19 protein-coding genes and 1 pseudogene are annotated in these 19374 nt (G+C 73.9%); 9 read left to right on the forward strand and 11 right to left on the reverse strand.

Annotated elements, in window-relative coordinates; all coding sequences use genetic code 11:
• Nucleotides 1-52 precede the first annotated feature (52 nt).
• The gene (locus tag LN042_RS24315) at nt 53-1165 is read left to right on the forward strand and encodes a PLP-dependent cysteine synthase family protein (protein ID WP_230053458.1); all 1113 of its coding nucleotides are present in this window, start codon (nt 53-55) and stop codon (nt 1163-1165) included.
• Nucleotides 1166-1192: 27 nt separating this feature from the next.
• Here LN042_RS24315 and LN042_RS24320 read toward each other — a convergent pair whose 3' ends face one another.
• The 5 genes from LN042_RS24320 to mscL all read right to left on the reverse strand — a co-directional run bounded on the left by LN042_RS24320 (nt 1193) and on the right by mscL (nt 6784).
• Nucleotides 1193-1990 (reverse strand): DeoR/GlpR family DNA-binding transcription regulator, encoded by a 798-nt coding sequence (locus tag LN042_RS24320; RefSeq protein WP_230053459.1) that lies wholly within the window; start codon nt 1988-1990, stop codon nt 1193-1195.
• 51 nt (nt 1991-2041) lie between these two features.
• Nucleotides 2042-4435 (reverse strand): right-handed parallel beta-helix repeat-containing protein, encoded by a 2394-nt coding sequence (locus tag LN042_RS24325; protein WP_230053460.1) that lies wholly within the window; start codon nt 4433-4435, stop codon nt 2042-2044.
• Between the two features lie 78 nt (nt 4436-4513).
• Nucleotides 4514-5371: an MOSC domain-containing protein gene (locus LN042_RS24330; protein ID WP_230053461.1), complete on the reverse strand. Its 858-nt coding sequence runs from the start codon at nt 5369-5371 to the stop codon at nt 4514-4516.
• Nucleotides 5372-5587: 216 nt separating this feature from the next.
• Nucleotides 5588-6145, reverse strand: coding sequence for a DUF6643 family protein (locus LN042_RS24335; protein ID WP_230053462.1), 558 nt, complete (start codon nt 6143-6145; stop codon nt 5588-5590).
• Nucleotides 6146-6340: 195 nt separating this feature from the next.
• Nucleotides 6341-6784 (reverse strand): large conductance mechanosensitive channel protein MscL, encoded by a 444-nt coding sequence (gene mscL / locus LN042_RS24340; protein WP_230053463.1) that lies wholly within the window; start codon nt 6782-6784, stop codon nt 6341-6343.
• 272 nt (nt 6785-7056) lie between these two features.
• On the opposite strand from mscL, the gene LN042_RS24345 reads away from it, so the two are divergent.
• The 3 genes and pseudogenes from LN042_RS24345 (at nt 7057) to LN042_RS24350 (ending at nt 8510) form a co-directional block, all read left to right on the forward strand.
• Nucleotides 7057-7743, forward strand: coding sequence for a thiol:disulfide interchange protein DsbA/DsbL (locus LN042_RS24345; RefSeq protein WP_230053464.1), 687 nt, complete (start codon nt 7057-7059; stop codon nt 7741-7743).
• Nucleotides 7744-7864: 121 nt separating this feature from the next.
• A pseudogene (locus LN042_RS38075) lies at nt 7865-7984 on the forward strand (alpha/beta fold hydrolase); the annotation flags it as partial.
• 295 nt (nt 7985-8279) lie between these two features.
• Nucleotides 8280-8510, forward strand: a complete 231-nt coding sequence (locus LN042_RS24350; protein ID WP_372495810.1) for an alpha/beta fold hydrolase — start codon at nt 8280-8282, stop codon at nt 8508-8510.
• A gap of 7 nt (nt 8511-8517) precedes the next feature.
• On the opposite strand, the gene LN042_RS24355 is transcribed toward LN042_RS24350, so the two are convergent.
• Entirely contained in the window at nt 8518-9675 is a 1158-nt protein-coding gene (locus LN042_RS24355) for a glycosyltransferase (protein ID WP_230053466.1), read from the reverse strand.
• Between the two features lie 68 nt (nt 9676-9743).
• On the opposite strand from LN042_RS24355, the gene LN042_RS24360 reads away from it, so the two are divergent.
• The gene (locus tag LN042_RS24360; RefSeq protein ID WP_230053467.1) at nt 9744-10523 is read left to right on the forward strand and encodes a glutamate racemase; all 780 of its coding nucleotides are present in this window, start codon (nt 9744-9746) and stop codon (nt 10521-10523) included.
• A 74-nt stretch (nt 10524-10597) separates the two neighbouring features.
• Here the strand turns inward: LN042_RS24360 and LN042_RS24365 are convergent, their stop codons facing one another.
• Together LN042_RS24365 and LN042_RS24370 are read right to left on the reverse strand one after the other, a co-directional pair.
• Nucleotides 10598-11602, reverse strand: coding sequence for a polysaccharide deacetylase family protein (locus LN042_RS24365; RefSeq protein WP_230053468.1), 1005 nt, complete (start codon nt 11600-11602; stop codon nt 10598-10600).
• A gap of 111 nt (nt 11603-11713) precedes the next feature.
• Nucleotides 11714-12229: a PTS-dependent dihydroxyacetone kinase phosphotransferase subunit DhaM gene (locus tag LN042_RS24370; protein WP_230053469.1), complete on the reverse strand. Its 516-nt coding sequence runs from the start codon at nt 12227-12229 to the stop codon at nt 11714-11716.
• 185 nt (nt 12230-12414) lie between these two features.
• On the opposite strand from LN042_RS24370, the gene LN042_RS24375 reads away from it, so the two are divergent.
• The 3 genes from LN042_RS24375 (at nt 12415) to LN042_RS24385 (ending at nt 15258) form a co-directional block, all read left to right on the forward strand.
• Entirely contained in the window at nt 12415-12684 is a 270-nt protein-coding gene (locus tag LN042_RS24375) for a DUF397 domain-containing protein (protein ID WP_372495806.1), read from the forward strand.
• Between the two features lie 761 nt (nt 12685-13445).
• The gene (locus LN042_RS24380; RefSeq protein ID WP_230053470.1) at nt 13446-13940 is read left to right on the forward strand and encodes a hypothetical protein; all 495 of its coding nucleotides are present in this window, start codon (nt 13446-13448) and stop codon (nt 13938-13940) included.
• A 142-nt stretch (nt 13941-14082) separates the two neighbouring features.
• Nucleotides 14083-15258 (forward strand): acyl-CoA dehydrogenase family protein, encoded by a 1176-nt coding sequence (locus LN042_RS24385; protein ID WP_230053471.1) that lies wholly within the window; start codon nt 14083-14085, stop codon nt 15256-15258.
• Between the two features lie 9 nt (nt 15259-15267).
• Here the strand turns inward: LN042_RS24385 and LN042_RS24390 are convergent, their stop codons facing one another.
• On the reverse strand, nt 15268-16401 hold the full coding sequence (locus LN042_RS24390; protein ID WP_372495807.1) for an aminoglycoside phosphotransferase family protein: 1134 nt from the start codon (nt 16399-16401) through the stop codon (nt 15268-15270).
• A 512-nt stretch (nt 16402-16913) separates the two neighbouring features.
• Here LN042_RS24390 and LN042_RS24395 point away from each other — a divergent pair.
• The gene (locus tag LN042_RS24395; RefSeq protein WP_230053512.1) at nt 16914-18380 is read left to right on the forward strand and encodes a DNA-binding protein NsdB; all 1467 of its coding nucleotides are present in this window, start codon (nt 16914-16916) and stop codon (nt 18378-18380) included.
• 10 nt (nt 18381-18390) lie between these two features.
• On the opposite strand, the gene LN042_RS24400 is transcribed toward LN042_RS24395, so the two are convergent.
• Nucleotides 18391-18567, reverse strand: a complete 177-nt coding sequence (locus LN042_RS24400) for a hypothetical protein (RefSeq protein WP_230053472.1) — start codon at nt 18565-18567, stop codon at nt 18391-18393.
• A gap of 265 nt (nt 18568-18832) precedes the next feature.
• Nucleotides 18833-19192, reverse strand: coding sequence for a hypothetical protein (locus LN042_RS24405; protein WP_230053473.1), 360 nt, complete (start codon nt 19190-19192; stop codon nt 18833-18835).
• Nucleotides 19193-19374 lie beyond the last annotated feature (182 nt).

Raw genomic sequence — 19374 nt, forward strand, 5'->3', positions numbered from 1 at the left:
TAAGCGGAACCACGACCTCTCGCAATGATTACTTTCCGTTACAATCGATGCCATGACAGAGACCCTGGGCAACGCCCTGGACGTGGACCGCTCCGACGCCGCCTACCGCCGCTGGCTCAAGGAGGCGGTGCGCAGGGTGCAGGCCGACGCCAACCGCTCGGCCGACACGCACCTGCTGCGCTTCCCGCTCCCGGCTGCCTGGGGCATCGACCTCTACCTCAAGGACGAGTCCACCCACCCCACCGGCAGTCTCAAGCACCGGCTGGCCCGCTCGCTCTTCCTCTACGGGCTGTGCAACGGCTGGATCAGGCCCGGCAAGCCGGTGATCGAGGCGTCCAGCGGCTCCACCGCCGTCTCCGAGGCGTACTTCGCCAAGCTGATCGGCGTTCCCTTCATCGCGGTGATGGCCCGCAGCACCAGCCGTGCCAAGATCGAGCTGATCGAGTTCCACGGCGGCAGCTGCCACCTGGTCGACAACCCGGGCGAGGTCTACGAGGTCTCGGCCCGACTGGCCGCCGAGACCGGCGGCCACTACATGGACCAGTTCACCTACGCCGAGCGGGCCACCGACTGGCGGGGCAACAACAACATCGCCGAGTCGATCTTCGCCCAGCTGCAGCTGGAACCCCACCCCGAGCCCAGCTGGATCGTCGCCACCGCCGGGACCGGCGGCACCTCGGCGACCATCGCCCGGTATGTGCACTACCAGCAGTTCGACACCCGGATCTGCGTCGCCGACCCGGAGAACTCCTGCTTCTTCGACGGCTGGGTCAACAACGACCCGGACGCCTGCGTGGCCACCGGATCGCGGATCGAGGGCATCGGCCGGCCCCGGATGGAGCCCAGCTTCGTGCCCGGCGCGATCGACCGGATGATGAAGGTGCCCGACGCCGCGTCGATCGCGACCATCCGGGTGCTGGAGCGGGTGCTCGGCAAGCGGGCCGGCGCCTCCACCGGCACCGGTCTGTGGAGCGCCCTGCGGATCGTCGCCGAACTGCGCGAGCGCGGCGAGCGGGGCAGCGTGGTCACCCTGATCTGCGACCCGGGCGACCGCTACCTCGACAAGTACTACTCCGACGCCTGGCTCGCCGAGCAGGGCCTGGACATCACGCCCCACCAGGAGGCACTGGACCGCTTCCTGGCCGGCGCCGCCTGGTCGGAGTGACCCGATCCGGGCCGCGGTCGAGGCCGTTCAGGCGATGACCAGGTCCCGGATGTACTCGCGGGCCGACTCCGCCGCCGCTTCGGGCAGCTCCGAGTCGGTCACCCAGGTGTCCACCTCGGCCAGTTCGGCGAAGGTGGAGAGCCCGACCACACCCCACTTGGTGTGGTCGGCGACCGCCACCACCCGCCGGGCCGAGGCCACGAAGTTGCGGTTGGTCTCGGCCTCCGCCAGGTTCGGCGTGGAGAGCCCGGCCTCCGGGGCGAGCCCGTGGGTGCCGAGGAAGAGCAGGTCGAAGTGGAGCGAGCGGATCGCCCGGTCGGCGATCGGCCCGACCAGCGAGTCCGAGGGCGTGCGCACCCCGCCGGTCAGCACCACCGTGGTGCCGCCCGCCTCGCCCTGCCGCTGGGCCCGCTCGAAGACGTCCGCGACCCGCACCGAGTTGGTCACCACCGTCAACTGGCCCACCGCCACCAGGTGTTGGGCCAGCGCGAAGGTGGTGGTCCCGCCGGAGAGCGCGATCGCGCTGCCGGGGGTCACCAGCGCGGCGGCGGCCCGGGCGATCTCCTCCTTGGCGGACAGCTCCAGCGAGGACTTCGCCTCGAAGCCCGGCTCATGGGTGCGGGCCTCCTCCACCGGAACCGCGCCGCCGTGCACCTTCTCGATCGCGCCGACCTTGGCCAGGGCGTCGAGGTCCCGGCGGATCGTCATGTCGGAGACGTTCAGCCGCCGGGTCAGCTCATTGACCCGGACTCCACCACGCCGGCGAACCTCGTCCAGGATCAGAGCCCGGCGCTGCTCGGCCAGCAGGTTGTTGTTGTCGGCCACGTCCGATCGCCCCGCCTCGTAGATCTTTCAATGGGATCATCCTGCCACGGCTCACGCCGGGTGCGGGTGCGGGAGCGGGAGGTCGGCCGGGACCAGCAGCTGGAGGTCCTCGGTGGACGGGTCGGGCAGCTGCGCCACCCGCATGGCGTGCCGCTCCACCATGGTCTCGAAGACCTGCCGGGCGGTCCGCCCGTTGCCGAAGGTCGGCCCGCGGTCCAGGGTGGCGAAGTGCTTGAGCAGCGCCGCGGCGGTCGCCTCGGCCAGCTGGTACTCGTGCTCCAGGCACTGGGTGCGGGCGATCTCCAGCAGTTCGGCGTCGGTGTAGTCGGGGAACGCGATGGTGCGGGAGAACCGCGAGGACAGGCCCGGGTTGGCGGCCAGGAAGCGCTCCATCTCGGCGGTGTAGCCGGCCACGATCACCACCACCTCGTCGCGGTGGTCCTCCATCAGCTTCACCAGGGTGTCGATCGCCTCCCGACCGAAGTCCCGGGCGCCGTCCTCCGGTGCCAGCGTGTAGGCCTCGTCGATGAACAGCACCCCGCCCCTGGCCTGGTCGAACGCGGCTTGGGTGCGGATCGCGGTGGAGCCGATGTGCTCGCCGACCAGGTCCACCCGGGCCACCTCGACCAGGTGCCCGCGCTGCAGCACCCCCAGGGAGGCCAGGATCTCGCCGTACAGCCGGGCCACCGTGGTCTTGCCGGTGCCCGGGGAGCCGGTGAAGACCAGGTGCCGGCGCAGTGACGGCGCCTTGAGCCCGGCCTGCATCCGCCGCCGCCCCACCGAGATCAGGTCGATCAGCGTGCGCACCTCCTGCTTCACGGTGGCCAGGCCGATCAGCGCGTCCAGTTCGGCCAGCGCCTCGTCGGCCGGACGGCAGTCCGGGATCGGCGCGATCTGCGCCGGGGCGACCAACGGCGGTCCGGCCGGGGCCAGTTGGGTGACGCGCTGGGTCGGCAGCTCGGCGGGCGGCGCCGGGGCCACGTCATCGGAGGTGCACCCCTCGGCGATCGGGCCCGGCTCGGAGAACTCGAAGCCGGCCCGCCGGTTCTGCTCGGCCCGGCAGCGGGTGAGCACGGTCCGGCAGCCGTCGATGACGTGGAACCCGAAGCCCCGGCCCTGGAGGGCCCGGCACTCCTCGAAACTGCCCCGGCCCTGCGCCGAGACGTAGACCGCGGCCTCCGCGCTGCCGCGCACCACGCAGCCGCGCAGCACCGGGTCGGCTCCCTTGGTGACGATCACGCCGGTGGCCACCTCGGCGATCTCGCAGTCGGTGAGCTGCCCGCCGCTGCCGTGGTCGCGGAACCAGAGCCCCGTCCCGGCCTCCCGCACCCGGCAGCGGGCCAGCTCCACCGTGGCGCCGGAACTGACCGACACCGCCGAGCTGCGGATCCGGCTGAACGAGGTGTCGGTGACGGTGGCCCGGGAGTCCCGGTCGAGCACGAAGAGCGCGTCCGGCAGGTCGTGCAGCGTGCAGTCGGTCAGGGTCAGCTGGGCGCCGTCGCTGACCCAGATCGCCGGGTAGTCACCGGTGCTGTCCTCGATCTCGCAGCCGGTGGCCGTCACCCGGGTGCCCGGGTCCCAGATCGACAGCGCGCCGCGCCCGAAGGCCCGCACGGTGCTGCGCTCCAGGGTCAGCACGGACCGGCCGCGCAGGTCGGCGGCGTTCTCCGGAAGGTCGTGCAGCCGGCACTCGGTCAGCTGCAGCTCGGCCTCGGTGTCCAGGGTGAGCCCGTTGCCGGTGACCCGGTGGACCTCGCAGTCCGTCAGCCGCCCCACCGCCCGGGACTCCGCCTGCACACCGCTGCCGCGGATCTCGAAGACCTCACAGCCCGTCAGCTCCGCCAGGCTGCCCGCGTCGCTGAGCAGCACGCCGGCCCCGGCCGCGTGGTGCAGCCGGCAGCGGTGCAGCCGGGCTGCGGAGCCCTCCAGCACGGCGAGCCCGGCCTGCCCGGCCGCCGACACCTCGCAGTCCTCGAACCGCGCCACCGCCTCGCCGCGCAGCCGCAGTCCCAGGCCCGAGGGGTTGGCCACGGTGCAGCCGGTGAGCAGCACCTCGGCCCGGTCGGTCACCTCGATGCCGACCGCGGCATGCCCGTCCACCCGGCAGCCGACCAGGCTCGCGGTGGCCCTCGGCCCGGCGATCCGCACCGCGGGTGCGGAGCTGTCGCAGCCCTCGACCACCAGGTCGCGCACGGTGGCGCCGGCGGTGACGGTGAGCGCGGTGCCGGAGGGCGGGTCGATCCGCACGGTGCCGGGGCCTTCGGCCGTGACCAGGTGCACCGGCTTGTCGACCACCACGTTCTCGCGGAACACACCCCGCCGCACGGTGATCGTGTCACCCGGTTCGGCGACCGCCAGCGCCTCGGTCAGCGTGGCGTATTCCCCGGCGCGCCGCCGCCAGCGGGAGCCGCTGTCCTGCGTGACCCGGACCCGGTTCTCACTCATGACGCTCGGTCGTACCGCCTTCCCGCTGCTCGACCTGTGCTTTCGTCCGGCCCACCGTAGCGTGCTCGGCTGAGTCGGCTATGCCGCCGGCAATCGCTCGCCGCGGGAGAGCACGGTCACCTCGTCGCCCAGCCGGAGGGTGCCGAGTGCGTCGCCCGTCACCCCGTCGGGTCGCTCGGGGATCAGGTTGACGCCGAAGGCCGCCTTCTTGTCGAACCGGCGGCGCTTCTGCAAGGTCCGCAGCGGTTCGGCACCGCGCCGCTCGCCGGCCTCCTGGTCGGTGGTGGTGACCACGCATCGGCCGCACAACTTGACGGCACGGAAGGTCACTTCGCCGATCCGCAGGCGACGCCAGTGGTCCTCCTCCCAGGGCTCGGTACCGTCGATCACCACGCTGGGCCGGAACCGGGAGACGGGCAGCGCCTCGCCGCCGCCGGCGACCAGCCAGTCGTTGAGCGCGGCGATGGAGGCGGTGGTGACGGCCAGCAGGGGGTAGCCGTCGGCCAGGCTCACGGTCTCGCCCGGCTCGCCGAACGCCGGATCGATCTCCCGGGCCCGCGGGTCGGGCAGGTGCAGCAGGCGCAGCTCGGGGTCGTCGAGCCGCTCCCGGAACCAGAGTTGGGCCTTCTCCTCGGCTTCGGCGGCGGCGAAGGTCCAGCCGAAGACCTCCCCGCGGACCGACGGGGTGCGGGGTGCGGGCACCCGCAGGGTCGCGCCGTCGGGGGCGGTGACCAGCAGGCTGCCGTCCTCGGCGAGCTCGGGGCGAAAGCCGGCCAGCGCGGGCTGGTCCCGCTGGGTGACGGCGGCGCCGGACGGCCGGGCCAGCATCCAGCGGCGGTCGCCGCGCAGGCCCCACGGCTCGACCACCGCTTCCCGAGGACTCAGCCGGTACATGGACTTGACGGGGTATCGGTGGAGTTCGAGAAGTGCGGGCATGTCGACATCCTGCCAGGCTAGGCTCGTCGAGTCGTCGCCGGGTGACGCGCGTAGCGGGTCCGGCAGCAGTGCCCGGGGCCTCACCCGTGGAACAGGACGCCCGGCGTGCTCTCCACGGGTGAGGCCCCAGATGCGAGGACCGCCCGGCAGGCCTGTGCGGCGCGCCGGGCGGTCCCTCGATGACCGTCCCCCTCGGTCAGCTGACCGTGTCGTCGGTCAGTAGACCTGCCCCGGGTATTGCTGCTGCTGCGGATAGGGCTGCTGCTGGCCGAACTGCATGGTCGGCTGCGGCGGTTGGGGCTGCTGCTGGCCGGGCTGCTGGAAGTACTGCTGCGGCGGCATCGGCCGGACCGGGGCCATCGGCGCCGGGCCGCCGGGCATGGCCGGACGGAACTGGCCGGGCTGCTGCTCCCAGCCCTGCGGCGCGGCCGGCTGCGGATAGCCGGGCGGCAGCGGTGCACCCGGCACCCGCGGCGCGGGCACATAGGACTGGCCGGGGTAGCCGGGCATGGGCGGGGCGGGCTGGTAGCCGCCACCGGTGCCCGGGCCGAGCGCGAGCCGGGCCGGCGGCAGCGCCGGCAGCAGGCTGGTGGACTCCATCGCCGGGGCGTAGGAGGGGGTCGCGGCCGGTGCCGGCGGCAGCGCGGCCGGCACGTTGATCGGCGCGATCTGAGGGACTCCGCGCTCTGCGACCAGACTGTCGTAGATGGGCGTGCCCGACGAGAAGGACGGAGGGTAGTAGCCGCTTCCGTCGTAGGAGCGGGGCGAGGTCATGGGGCATACCGTAAGCCCAGAAAGCGCCCCTGAGGAGACTGGGAGGGGTGGTAGTTCGAGATGTTTACGCACTCTTCGCCAGTGCAAAGCTCCCGTATGGTCCAAGATCGGACATATCGTCAGCGCTTTCCGGACATTCTATGAATTTCCTGGGAGTGCGCGCCCCGCGCTTCCGGAGCGCACACCGGCGCGCGATCAGCCGCGCTGAGCGGTCTGAGCAGGGAAGCCCGGCAGCCCCGCCAGCTCGGAGGTGCAGAACGAGCAGCGCACCGCCGCGGCCGGAATCCGACTCAGGCACTGCGGGCAGTCCACCTTCGCCGGTGCGGGCGCCTTGGGCCTCTCCAGCTTCGCCTGAAGCTTGGTCACCGGCACCACCACCACGAAGTAGATGACCGCCGCGACCAGCACGAAGCTGATCACCGCGTTGAGGAAGGCGCCGTACGGGAAGGTGGTGCCGGCCACCGTGAAGGACTCCTTCGAGAAGTCGCCCACGGCGCCGGAGGCCACACCGACCAGCGGGGTCAGGAACGCGGTGACGAACCCGGTGACCACGGCGGTGAAGGCCGCCCCGATGACGATGCCGACCGCCAGGTCGACCACGTTCCCACGCAGCAGGAAACTGCGGAAGCCTTTCAGCACGGCGCCCTCCAGGAGTCTGTGCGGGGCGACTGGCCGCCCGCTCTGCAGCGGCCATCCTGGCCACGGCCGGGGCGCCGGTCCACCTCGTGTCACCCGTGCCAGTGGTTTCCGCGCGCCGTAGTTGACGGCGCGTCGGATGCTTCGGACACGCACGCGCCGGACCGGCCACCGGTGCCGCCGCCGTCCGGCGGTCGGGCGGATCGGCTGCCCCGTTCGGGCGAACGCCGGAATGTCGCCTGGAGGCCCGGCGGGCGGTTTGGCACCGTGCGGCCATGACTCCTGTTGCTCGTGCCGCCGCCCTGCTGGCCACCGCGGTCATCGGTCTCGCCGGGGTTCCGGCCCAGGCCGCCGCCGACGGCACCTACGCCCCGCTGAAGCACCCCCAACCCGTGACCCAGACCGACACCCGTGAGGTCGTCGAGTTCTTCTGGTACGGCTGCAGCCACTCCCAGGCGCTGGAGCAGCCGCTGGAGGACTGGATCGCCAAGCAGCCCAAGGACGTGGTGCTGCGCCGGATCCCGGTCGTCTGGTCGGGCGCGCCCGACCAGGACGTCGAGCGTGCGCACGCCCGCCTGTACTACACACTCGAACGCCTCGGCCAGGTGGACCGGCTGCAGCTGGCGGTCTTCCAGGCGGTGCGCGACCAGGGCGCGGACCTGACCACCGAGGACGCGGCCGCCCAGTGGGCCGAGCAGCACCAGGTGGACCGCGGCCGGTTCGCCGCCGCCTACGAGTCGCCCGAGGTGGCCCAGGAGGTCGACCGGGCGCCGCAGGAGATGGCCCGGTACGAGGTCAACGAGATCCCGGCCGCCATCGTGCAGGGCGCCAACCAGACCACCCCGAGCCGGGCCGGTGGCGCCGAGCAGATGGTGCCCGTCGTCGACCAGCTGGTGTCCCAGCTGTCGACGCAGTCCCAGAAGCACCAGGTGCCGATGAAGTCGGGCCTACCGCCCAAGTGAGTTTCAGTGGTTAGCTTCGAGGTGTCGGAACGACGCTTCGAGTCCAGGGGGCGGCGGACCACCACCTGGTCGCCCCCGACTGCCCGGGCTTCGGGCACAGCGACTGCCCGGACCCGCGGCGGTGTTCGACTACCGCTTCGACAGCCTGGCGGACGCGATCGAGGGCTTCTGCAAGGCCCTCGACCTGGACCGGTTCGCCCTCTACGCCTTCGACTTCGGGGCGCCGGTCGGCTTCCGGCCGGCCGTCCGGCACCCCGAGTGGATCACCGGCCTGGTGGTGCAGAACGGCAACGCCTACCTGGAGGGCCTGTCGCCCGCCGCCCGGGCCATGACCGCCATCCGCCCCGGCACGCCCGGGGCGGAGCAGGCGGTGCGGCAGATCCTCACCGCGGCGGCCACCCGCGAGCAGTACGACGGCGGCACCGGCGATCCCAGCCTGGTCCAGCCCCGATGGCTGGACCGTCGACCAGCACTTCCTCGACCTGCCCGGCCGCAAGGAGAACCAGGTCGAGCCGGCCCTGGACTACCACGCCAACCTGGCCCGGTACCCCGAATGGCAGCGGTGGCTGCGCGCCGACCGCCCGCCGGTGCTGATCGTCTGGGGCCTGGGGGACCCGTTCTCCGTCGAGGCGGGGGCCCGCGCCTACCTGCGGGACCTCCCGGACGCCGAGCTGCACCTGCTGGACACCGGCCACTTCGCGCTCGAGGAGAAGCTGCCCGAGATCGCCCCGCTGGTCGCCGCCTTCCTGGACCGGCTGCCCCGCTGACGGCCCGTCAGTAGGTGCGCCCCTTCCAGGCCGCGCCACGGCCGCGGTAGTGCTGCACCGCCGAGTCCACCGTCATCAGCAGGTAGAGCAGGGCGGTGAACGGCAGCAGCAGCGCGGCCGGGGCCGGCCGGTCGTAGTAGCGGGTCATCGGCAGGTACGTGGCGGTCATCAGCAGCCAGGCGGCGGCACCGGCGAGCAGCACCGGCAGCCGGCCGGTGGCCAGCCCGGCCACGGTGGCGACCGGCGGGACCAGGTAGACCAGCGCCAGGCCCAGCACCGTGCCCAGCAGCAGGGCCGGCGAGTGCCGCAGCTGGGCGTAGGCGCTGCGGGAGACCATCCGCCACAGCGGCCCCAGCCCGACGTAGGGCCGCACGCTGCGGACCGTCAGCTCCGGGTCGCGCTCGGCCAGCCCCAGCCAGGTGCGGCCGCCGGAGCCCTTGACCGCCCGGGCCAGCGACACGTCGTCGATCACCGCACCGCGGATCGCCGCCACCCCGCCGGCCCGCTCCAGCGCGTCGCGGCGGACCAGCGAGCAGCCGCCGGCCGCCGCGGCGGTCCGGGAGCCGGGCCGGTTGCTCCGGCGGAACGGGTAGAGCTGGGCGAAGAAGTAGACGAAGGCCGGCACGATCAGCCGCTCCCAGCCGGTCTCCGTGCGCAGCCGGGCCATCTGCGAGACCAGGTCGAGCCTCGCGGTCTCGGCGCCGGCCACCAGGGCCGCCAGCACGCCGGGGCCGTGCGCGATGTCGGCGTCGGTGAGGAGGAGCAGCTCCGCCTCGCCGGCCAGCTCCACCCCGTGCCGCACCGCCCAGAGCTTGCCGGTCCAGCCGGACGGCAGCGGCGGCGGTGTGGTCACGGTCAGCGGCAGGCCGCCCGCCCCGGCCAGCCGGCGGGCCGTCTCCGCGGTGCCGTCGCCGCTGTGGTCGTCGACGAGGATCACCCGGGCCCGGCCCGGGTACTTCTGGGCCAGCAGGCCTGGCAGGCTGTGCGGCAGCACCGCGGCCTCGTCGCGGGCCGGGACCACCACGGCCACCTCCGGCCATCTGTCGGGGTCGATCCGGTGCGGCGGCAGGCGCTGGTCGGTGCGCCAGAAGAAGCCTTGGCCGAGGGTCAGCCAGCACCAGCAGGCGGCGGACAGCAGGGACAGGGTGATCCAGAACAGCGTCATCCCCGCAGTCTGCCGCAGCGGCGCGGCCCGGACGGGGCACATCGCGGGATCGGCTAGGGTCAACCACTGTGAAGATCGCACTGCTGGACTCCGGAATCGGGCTGCTGCCCGCCACTGCCGCCATTCGTGAGCTTCGCCCTGACGCCGACCTGGTGATCACCAACGACCCGGAAGGCATGCCCTGGGGCCTGCGCACGTCGGAGGACCTGACGGAGCACGCGCTGTTGTGCGCCCGCGCGGCCGCCGCGCTCGAGCCCGATGCGCTGGTGGTCGCCTGCAACACCGCCTCGGTGCACGCGCTGGACGCCCTGCGCGCCGAACTGGAGCCGCGGATTCCGGTGATCGGGACGGTCCCGGCGATCAAGCCGGCCGCCGCGTCCGGCGGCGCGGTGGCGATCTGGGCCACCCCCGCGACCACCGGCAGCGCCTACCAGCGCGGCCTGATCGCCGAGTTCGGCGGCACCGCGGACATCACCGAGGTGCCCTGCCCCGGGCTGGCGGACGCGGTCGAGACGGCCGACGAGGCCGCCATGGACCGGACGATCGCCGCCGCCGCCGCGCTCACCCCGGTCGGCACCACCACCCTGGTGCTCGGCTGCACCCACTACGAGCTGGTCGCCGACCGGATCCGCACCGCGCTGGCCGGCATCGCCGTGCCCGACCTGGTGATGCACGGCTCGGCCGCCGCGGTGGCCGCCCAGACCCTTCGCCGGCTGCCGGCCGAGACGCTGGCCGGCACCGGCGGCGGCACCCTGACGGTGCTGCGCAGCGGTCGTCCCGGCACCCTGCCGGCCGCGGCCGCCGCCTACCCCGAGGGACGGGCGCTCCTCGCCGTCCCGGTGCGCTGACCCAGCGGCCGGGCGCGGGCGCCTACCCGCAGGGGTGCGCGCCGGTGCTTGGCTCGCAGGCGGGCGGCGGGCGCCTACATGCCGCGCCAGCGCCTGACGGCCGGTTGCAGCCCCGACAGCACCGCCTCGAAGTGCTCCCGGGGACAGCTGGTGTCCACCGACAACCGGCTCACCCGCAGCGCCTCCCTGGGCAGCCGCCGACTCAGCCGATGGTCGGTCAGGAACGCCGCGCGGTAGCCCAGCTCGGACAGCACCCGGGCGGCCCGCGGCTCGTGCCCACCACCCGGATAGGCGAACGCGGTGGGCGCCGCGCCCAGCCAGGCCGTCAGCTCCCGGTGCGCGCTGCGCAGCTCGGTCGCCACCGTCTCGTCGTCGCACCGGCCCAGCTCCGGCGCCCCCAGGCTCTGGCTGCCGACCGCCACCCGCCCCGCCAGCAGTCGCCGCAGGTCCTGCGGGGTCAGGCGCTGGCGGCGCGGGGCCTGCGCGGTCGCGCTGATCCGCAGTTCGTGCAGGCTGCGCCGGCGGTCCGGGTCCGGCAGTGCGGCCAACTGCTCCAGCCGGCTGTACCGGGCGTCCGGCGCCAGCGCCCGGGCCTGGCCGCGGTGGGCCAGCAGGAAGACCGCCTCGTCACGCCAGGACGGCCGGTCGGTGCCGACCAGCTCGGTCACCACGAAGGCCACCGCCGGCAGTCCGCGGGCGGCCAGGGCGGGCAGGGCGTGCTCCAGCACGCTCCGGTCGGCGTCGTCGAAGGTGATCAGCACGCTGCGCGGCGGCAGCGGCCGCCCGACCGCCACCGCCTGCTCCAGGGCCGGCAGCGAGATCGGCACGGCGACCTGACAGATCCGGTCCAGCTGGGCGCCGAAGGCCCGCTGGTCGGTGACCCGGCTGTAGGCGAGCACGGCCAGCCGGCGGGCGGCGTGCGCGCGGAACAGCGGATGGGCGGGGGAGTGGCGCAGCCAGTGCACCAGGCGGTCGGCGGCCGGCACGCCGGTGCGGGCGGGCGCGGGCAGCGGCATGAGCGCGCTGCCACGCGGCGCGGAGGACGTCAGGTCCGGAGTGGTGGTGTCCGATCGCGGCACGTTGCTCCCCAGGCGAGGCCGGGCTGACCCGGCGGGTGATCCCTCGACGCAGTGCTGACTCCTGCGCCTCGCGGATGGTTGTACGCGCCGGGGCGGACATTTTCGGCAGTCTCAGACCTTGCGCTGCCGGTACATCTCCTCGGCCGCGTCGACCACCGCCGCGAGGTCGCCGCCGGCCGAGGCCGTGGCGACCGCCGCGACCGCACCCTCCACGAACGGCGCGTTGGCGAACCGCACCGGGAAGGGCAGCCCGTGCTCGTCCGCCCGGGCCAGCAGCGCCAGCACCGTGCGCACCGCCCCGGGGAGGTCGGCCAGCACCGCCACCCCGTGCCCCTGGTCCACCCGGCGGGCCGCGGCGGCGATCAGCAGCGCGCTGCTGCCCAGCCCGTCGCCCGGCTGCCCGCCGGTGGCGACCACCGCTGACGGGTCGTCGGTGCGGGTCAGCGCGCGGGCCAGGTCGGCGGTCTCCTGGGCCAGCTCGCGGCTGTGCGAGACCAGCACCACGCCGACCCGGCCCAGGGCCGCCGAGCGGATCGGGGCCTGGCTCGGCACCCGGGTCGCCGACGGCGCCTCCCCGATCGGGATCACGTCCGCACCGGCCCCGCCTCGCGGGGAGATCTGCCCCATCGGCTGCTCCCAGTTCTGCCGCGTCCAGTTCCGCCGCGTCTGCCGACCAGTTATGCCAGGGCCACTCTCCCAAACCGGACCCGCCCGATCCCGCGCCCGCGCCGGAGCGCCGGGAATCCGCACGCCGGCCGGTGATCGGCCGATACCCTGGCGGTCCTGAACACCGCGCGGGAGGAGCATCACCAGTGGCAACGGAAACGGGTAGCGGCGCGACCGCGGCGGGTACCGGGGCCGTCGCCCCGTCCGCCAAGCCCAAGTTGGACACCACGGGCGCGGAGTGGCTCTCCGCCAGGCAGGAGGACGGCTCGCCGGGCGACGTGCAGATCGCCTTCGTGGACGGCTACATCGCGATGCGGGACGGGCGGTTCCCGGACGGCCCGGTGCTGGTCTTCACCCAGGCGGAGTGGGACGCCTTCGTGCTCGGCGCCCGGGACGGCGAGTTCGACCTGGACTGACCCCGGTTGGCCCGGGCCGGCTGAGGTGGGCCCGGGCCGGCTGACACCCCGTCAGTCGGCCTGCGGCAGCCGCCGGTCCGGGCAGGTGCGTCCGGCGGTCGGCTGACCCCGAGCGGGCGAGACGGGTGCCCGAGCCGCTGAAACGGGTGCCCGAGCGGGCGAGACAGTTGCCCGAGCGGGCGAGACGAGCAGGCGCCCGGCTCCTGGTGGGTGGGACAGGCAGACGCCGTGCCGACCGCCCCCACGCGGTCGTGCACGGCGTCTGCTGTGCGGCCCGGTTCGCGATACCGGGCGTTCTCCCGCGGTTCCCCGGGTCGGCTGCGCGCGCAGCCGACCGTCGCCGGGAGGTGGCGGCGGGGCAGAGCCCGGGGCCGCCGGTGCTCGGGATCCGAACGCCCCCACGCGTCGGTGTCCCGGGCGTGGTCCGCAGGTGCGACGGAGTCGGGGAACCCACGAACCAGGCTTTGGGTGAAGGGTGCTTCAGGTGAATGGTGTGCTGAACTTGCAGCCTTCGCACGACGATGTGCCATAGCGGGGGGACGTGGGCGCACGCGAATGCGCCACAGCAGGCCACCCCCACATGGACAGGTCCACAGCAGCTGCCGTACATCGCGACCGTAGCCCGGACGGTTGCTCAGCGTCAACATTCGTCTCGGAGCGTGGAGCCAACCCATGGGTGAACCGTCTTCGAACGTGGTTCGAACAAGCCGGTTCGGCCCGCCCGGTGCAGCGCGCGCCGAGCGGGCACGTACCATGGCGGCATGTCTTTTCTCCGCCGACGTTCCGGCACCCCCGCGGGCCCGGACTTCGACGTGCTCGCCATGGACCCGGGTGACTGGCCGGGGCTCTTCGGTGCCGCGGTGATGTCCGGCCCGGACGGTTCCTGCCAGGGGATCTTCCTGCGCTACGACCTGTTCGGCGGCCGCGGTCCCGCGATGTTCATCGGCAACCTGCCGGAGGGCTCGCCGGCCCGGGACACCCCCGACGGCGTCCCGTTCGAGGTCAGACAGCTGCTCGCGGCGCTGGAGGTCGAGGAGCCGGTGGACTTCGTCTCGGCGGAGGACTTCCCGGTGATGCTCCGGGACGACCTGCTGATCGTGAAGAAGATCAAGGTCTCCGAGGAGCGGGTGTTCTGCGCCCAGTTCGACCGCAGCGACCAGGTGCAGGTCACCATCGCCTCCTGGGACCGCCCGATCGCGGACGATCTGTACCAGCTGCTCAAGCCGCTGCCGGCAGATCTCTTCCAGCAGGGCTGACGGCGGGGACGAGTCGGGGTCGGGGGGCCGCTGCGCGCCTTTCGGCCATTCCGCACGCCCCCGTCATGCGTACGCCCACCACCGCGCGGCGCGCCCCCGGGTCGGTCGTCGCGCCCCAGCCGGCCCCCGGAGGCAGCGAGCGATGACCAACCCCCAGACCGACACCCGCCCCCCGGCCACCCTGCCGGTGACGCTCCACGGACTGCCGCGGGTGGTCGACCTGCTGGCGGCCCGCGCGGAGGAGCACGACCGGGACGCGACCTTCCCGTACCAGGGCGTCGAGGCGGTGCACGAGATAGGCCTGCTGACCTTGACGGTCGGTCAGCAGTACGGCGGTCCCGGGGCCGGCCTGGCCGAGGTCGTCGAGGTGCTGGCCGAACTCGGCCGCGGCGACGCCTCGGTGGCCCTGCTCGCCGCCAACACCCTGCTGCACCACGCCGAGCAGGCCCGCACCGGCGGGTGGCCGGATCCCGTCTACCGACGCCTGCTGGCCGAATCGCGCCGCGGCCCGGCCCTGCTGGCCGCGGTGGACGCCACCGCGGCACCGCTGATCGCCCGACCCGGTCCGCCAGGGGCGCTCCGGCCGAAGACCGGGGGAGGCTGGCGGCTCAGCGGCCGACTGGCCGGCTGCCCCGGCGCCGAAGCGCTGGCCTGGCTGGTGGTCCGGGCCCGCACCGCCGAGCCGCAGCCGCGCACCGGCACCTTCCTGGTCCGCGCCGACAGCCCCGGCCTGGAGGTCGACCCGGTCGGCGACCAGCTCGGGCTGCGCGCCGCCACCTGCCACCAACTGCTCTTCACCGAGGTGTCGGTGCCCGCCGAGCTGGTGACCGGAACGGGCCCGGACGACGCCGACTCCGCGACCACCACCGCCTGGCGGGAGCTGGCGCTGGCCGCCGTGCAGATCGGCGTGGGCCGGGCGGCCCGGGACTGGCTGGTCGGCTTCCTGAACCGGCGCACGCCGGACGGCTCCGCCGAGCCCCTGGGCGCGCTGCCGCGCTACCAGGCCGCACTGGGCGAGCTGGAGGGCGCGCTGATCGGCGCGGAGGAGATGGTGGCCGGGCTTGCCGGTCGGATCGACGCCGGTGACCAGGCGGCAGTGGCCCGCAGCGGCCCGGCCCACCTGCTGGTCTGCCGCGCGGTGGTCGACGCCGTCCGGTCGGCCGTGGAGCTGACCGGCAGCACCGGCCTGAGCCGCCGTCAGCCGCTGGAACGCCAGCTGCGCGACGCGCTCAGCGGCCCGATGCACGGTCGCCCCCCGCAGACCGTGCTGGAGACCGCCGGGCGCGCCGCGCTGGACCGCGCACGGGCGCGCTCCTGACCGGACCGGTCAGCGGGTCCCCACCGCGGCCCGGACCGCGCGCCGCGCCAGCGCCGCGTCGTCGTACAGCCGGCGGATCATCAGCCGCTGCTCCTCACCGGCGCCCGGCACGTCGTAGATCCGCAGCTCGCGCATCAGCACCAGCACCAGGTTGACCAGGAACGCGTCCCGGGCCAGGGTGCCGCCGGACTGGGCCAGCTGGCTGATCTGCCGGCGGGCGGCGGTGTCCGCGGAGAGCACGCTCCACAGCACCGCCAGGTCGTAGCCCGGCAGGTACCAGCCGGCCTGCTCCCAGTCGAGCAGGACCGGGCCCGACGGCGCCAGCATGATGTTGCTCAGCAGGGCGTCGCCGTGGCAGAGCTGCCAGCCGGTGTGCGACAGGCCGTGCAGCAGTTGGCGCAGATCGCCGGCGTCCCGGTCGGTCAGCTGGCCGACCGAGTGGTAGCGGCCGATCTCGAACTGGTAGTCCAGCGGCTGCTGGAAGACGTCGGTCGGCGGGCGCCACAGGTTGAACGCCCGCACCGCGCCCAGTACGGCCCGCACCTCGCCCGGGGTCGGCGCGTCGGCCGGGTGCCGTTCGAGTGCCGCGATCCGGCCGGGGATCCGCTCGATCACCAGCACGCAGCGGTCGTGGTCGGCGGCCACCAGGCGGGGCATCCGGACCGGCGGGCGGTGCCGCACGAAGGCGCGGTAGACGGCGACCTCGCGGCGGAACCGCTCCACCAGGAGCGCCCGGTTGTCGCCCTGCACGGCCTGCGGGGAGAGGCACTTGGCGACCACGGGGGTCCGCCCGATGAGCCCGGTGATCAGGATGTGCGCGGCGTCCTCGCGCAGCACCTGACGCGCCGAGAACGCGGGACATATCCGCGTGACGTGGGCCAGCGCGGACCGCACCGACGGCGCCGCCAGTGCGGCGTTGTCGACCCGGCCCCACCCCTCGGACACCGGAACGGACTGGGGCGTACGGGGGCGCAGCAGGCGCTCACCGGCGCGCGGGACGAATCCCGGTGCCTCGATGCGCCCCACTGGGCGGGCCGGGGGGAGTGCGGGCCTCAGTCCGGGCCGGCGCACCGTCCCGGCGGCCGGCGGCCGTGGCGCGGTGCCGACCCGGGACGCGGTGGGGGAAGTCGCTGAGGAGTACATGAGGGGGCGGATTTCCCTTCCTTGCCGATGGCATATGACAGCCAAGGCGGGGGCCCTGGCGAGGTCGACTGGCGGCGTACGCCGGGGCCACAGGGGAGTGTGCCGGCGCACCAAGGAGTGCGGATCCGAGCGGTCGCCACCCGCGCTGGGTGGGGTGGGCGGGCGACCGCGCCGGGGCGGGCACCCGGGTCGACCCCGGCCGGCCGGACCGCTCGGCGCACCCTGGGGAAATGCGCCGGTCGGACCGGTCGGCCGGGAGCGGCGCCAGGCGCGCCACCCCTGTGCGCCACCCCTGCCCCCGGGCCGCCGAAGCGGTCCGCGGGCGACCCCGAGAGGCCGTGGGGCCCGCATTCCCGGGCCAGTTGACCCGGTGCGTGGTGGCGCATTCCTACCTGACACCCAGGGAGGGCTGGCTTGCCAGTTGGCGCGGCCTGGCGAAGCCTGGCGAATGCTCGCGTGGCACATGACAGCTCGTTAGGCTCGGCCTCAGCCGAGACCCTGGGGGCTTGAGAGTGGGCAAGGGACCCAACACCCGACTCGCCGATCTGTTCGAACTGACCGGATGGTCCAAGGGTGAACTGGCTCGGCTGGTCAACCGGCGCGGTGCGGCGATCGGACAGCAGCAACTGTCCACCGACACCTCGCGGGTGCGGCGCTGGATCGAACGGGGCGAGGTCCCGCGCGATCCGGTACCGATGCTGTTGGCCGCCGTGTTCACCGAGCGACTCGGCCGTGTCGTCTCCATCGAGGACCTCGGCCTGGCCCGGCGGCAGCGGACCACTGCGACCCCCGCACCCGGGGGCGCGACCCCTGAGCCGGATCGCACGGCGGAGATCCTCACCGAGTACACCGGAATGGATCTCATGCTCAATCGACGCGGACACATCGAAGCGGGCCCGGAGTTGCCGGGCACCGGCGTCATCCCCGACTCGCTCTACTCCTGGCTCTCCGGAGCCTCCGTCGCCTGGGTCGCCGCGCGCCCCGGACCGCGGCAGCTGATCACCCCCACCGCCACCCGCCTGATCGCCGACGTCTACGAACCCGGCCCAGCCGGACCGGAGGAGGTCGCGGCGCTGGAGCACTCCTACGAGGTGTTCCGGGCCTGGGACGCCGCACGCGGCGGCGGCCTGCAGCGCAAGGCCGTGATCGGCCAACTCAACGAGGTCGGCGGCCTGCTGACCCACCATCACCCGCCCGAGCTGGCCCGCCGGCTCTGGCTGGTGGCCGCCAACTTCGCGGTGCTGGCCGGCTGGATGTCGCACGACGTCGGTCTGGAGCGCACCGCCCAGCGGTACTTCGTGATCGCCGCCCAGGCCGCCAAGGAGGCCGGCGACCGCCCGCGGGCCGCTGAGGCGATCTCCCGCACCGCGCGCCAACTGCTGCACCACGGCCGGGGCGCCGAGGCGCTGGAGCTGATGCGGCTGGCCCGGACCGCCGGCGACGGCATGGCACCGCGCACCCGGGCGATGCTCAACACCGTGGAGGCCTGGGCCCAGGCCACCCTGGGCAACCGCGAGGAGGTGGCGCGGCTCCTCGGTGAGGCCGAGGAGTACTTCGTGCTCGACTCGGACGAGCCGCAGCCGGTCTGGATGCAGTCCTTCAACGAGTCCGAGCTGCACGGGATGGAGTTCCTCGTCCACCGCACCCTGGCGGAGCACGACCCGCGCGCGGTGCGGCCGGCGCTCACCCACGCCGCGGCGGCGATGGGCCTGCGGGCCACCGAAGGGCAGGAGCGGTCCACCCTGCTCGACCTGGTGACGCTGGCCTCCGTGCAGTGGCTCGCCGGGGAGCCGGACGCGGCCCGGGAGACGGCCACCACCGCGCTGGCCAAGATCGGTGACACCTCGTCACGCCGCACCTGGGACCGGCTGCGCCAGATGTACCGGCTCTCCGAACGGTACGCGGGGGAGCGGCCGGTGGCCGAGCTGCGGGCACAGATCAGGGCGGCGGTTCCGCCGAGCCGCCGCCCTGCCGAATAGCCCCCGGGCTTCAGAGACTGTCGACACCCGCGGTGTGCACCTGGTCCCAGGCCTCCTGGACGTAGCGCTCGCGCTCCACCAGGGACAGGGCCGGGAAGTACTCCTTCAGCCGCTCGACCACGACGTTCTCCGGCTCGTGGCACTCGTGCAGCAGGAACGCGGCCTTGTGAAGAATCTGCTTGTCCATCGGAACGGTCCTCCCTTGGTGCAGGTCCGCCCTGTTGCCGACACTGCGGCCGACAGCATATGTGCGCTGTTCGGCAAGCATTGCGCGGGGGCGCGGGCAGGCGTTCGAGGGGGTGCGGTGCAGGGATGCGGCGGAGGCGTGGGCAGGCGTTCGAGGGGGTTGGCGGCAGGGACGCGGCGGAGGCGCGGCAGGCGTTCGAGGAGGTGCGGCACACGGATCCGACGGGTGCGCGGCACCGTGCCGCCCGCTTCGCGGGGCGTCTCGGTCAGACCGCGCCCAGCACCATGCGCAGCGCGACCACCTGGCCGTCCGCGCCTCGGTCGGCCCGGCCGGTGCAGGCCACGGCCCGGGCGCTCGGGGAGTCGGCGATCCGCAGCACACCCGCCACCGGGCGCCCGTGCACCAGGGCCTCGGTGACCATCCGGCGCAGCACCGGGCGGTCCTCGGCCAGCAGCTGACCGGGCAGCTCGTCAAGGGTGAGCGGGCCGAGCGCCGGGTCCCTGGCCAGCAGCCGGTAGGCGGCCGGGGACCACCGCACGGCGTCCCGGACCAGGTCCCATTCGACGGCCGCCGTCTCCTGGACCGGGGCCGGTGCGGCCGCTGTACGCAGCGGATGGTGGCTCATCAGCCGTCCCGTCGGTGAGGTTCGGATCGCGGATTGCCGTGAGACGACTGTCTCACAAGATCACGCAGCGTGTGGACAGAATGACAGAGCTGATTGGAAAACTCATCTGGCATATGCCAAACGTCCCGGATCCGACTGCGCGCGGCACTGTGTGCATACCGGGCAGGCAGGCGGTAACCTAC

Source organism: Kitasatospora humi, from assembly GCF_020907985.1.
In the GTDB taxonomy this organism is placed as follows: Bacteria; Actinomycetota; Actinomycetes; order Streptomycetales; family Streptomycetaceae; genus Kitasatospora; species Kitasatospora humi.

Bases quoted from the DNA above. Each gene is read 5' to 3' on its own strand.
- LN042_RS24315 (WP_230053458.1), top strand. From the start codon at position 53: ATGACAGAGACCCTGGGCAACGCCCTGGACGTGGACCGCTCCGACGCC.
- LN042_RS24325 (WP_230053460.1), bottom strand. From the start codon at position 4,435: ATGAGTGAGAACCGGGTCCGGGTCACGCAGGACAGCGGCTCCCGCTGG.
- LN042_RS24330 (WP_230053461.1), bottom strand. From the start codon at position 5,371: ATGCCCGCACTTCTCGAACTCCACCGATACCCCGTCAAGTCCATGTAC.
- LN042_RS24335 (WP_230053462.1), bottom strand. From the start codon at position 6,145: ATGACCTCGCCCCGCTCCTACGACGGAAGCGGCTACTACCCTCCGTCC.
- LN042_RS24345 (WP_230053464.1), top strand. From the start codon at position 7,057: ATGACTCCTGTTGCTCGTGCCGCCGCCCTGCTGGCCACCGCGGTCATC.
- LN042_RS24355 (WP_230053466.1), bottom strand. From the start codon at position 9,675: ATGACGCTGTTCTGGATCACCCTGTCCCTGCTGTCCGCCGCCTGCTGG.
- LN042_RS24370 (WP_230053469.1), bottom strand. From the start codon at position 12,229: ATGGGGCAGATCTCCCCGCGAGGCGGGGCCGGTGCGGACGTGATCCCG.
- LN042_RS24380 (WP_230053470.1), top strand. From the start codon at position 13,446: ATGTCTTTTCTCCGCCGACGTTCCGGCACCCCCGCGGGCCCGGACTTC.
- LN042_RS24385 (WP_230053471.1), top strand. From the start codon at position 14,083: ATGACCAACCCCCAGACCGACACCCGCCCCCCGGCCACCCTGCCGGTG.
- LN042_RS24390 (WP_372495807.1), bottom strand. From the start codon at position 16,401: ATGTACTCCTCAGCGACTTCCCCCACCGCGTCCCGGGTCGGCACCGCG.
- LN042_RS24400 (WP_230053472.1), bottom strand. From the start codon at position 18,567: ATGGACAAGCAGATTCTTCACAAGGCCGCGTTCCTGCTGCACGAGTGC.
- LN042_RS24405 (WP_230053473.1), bottom strand. From the start codon at position 19,192: ATGAGCCACCATCCGCTGCGTACAGCGGCCGCACCGGCCCCGGTCCAG.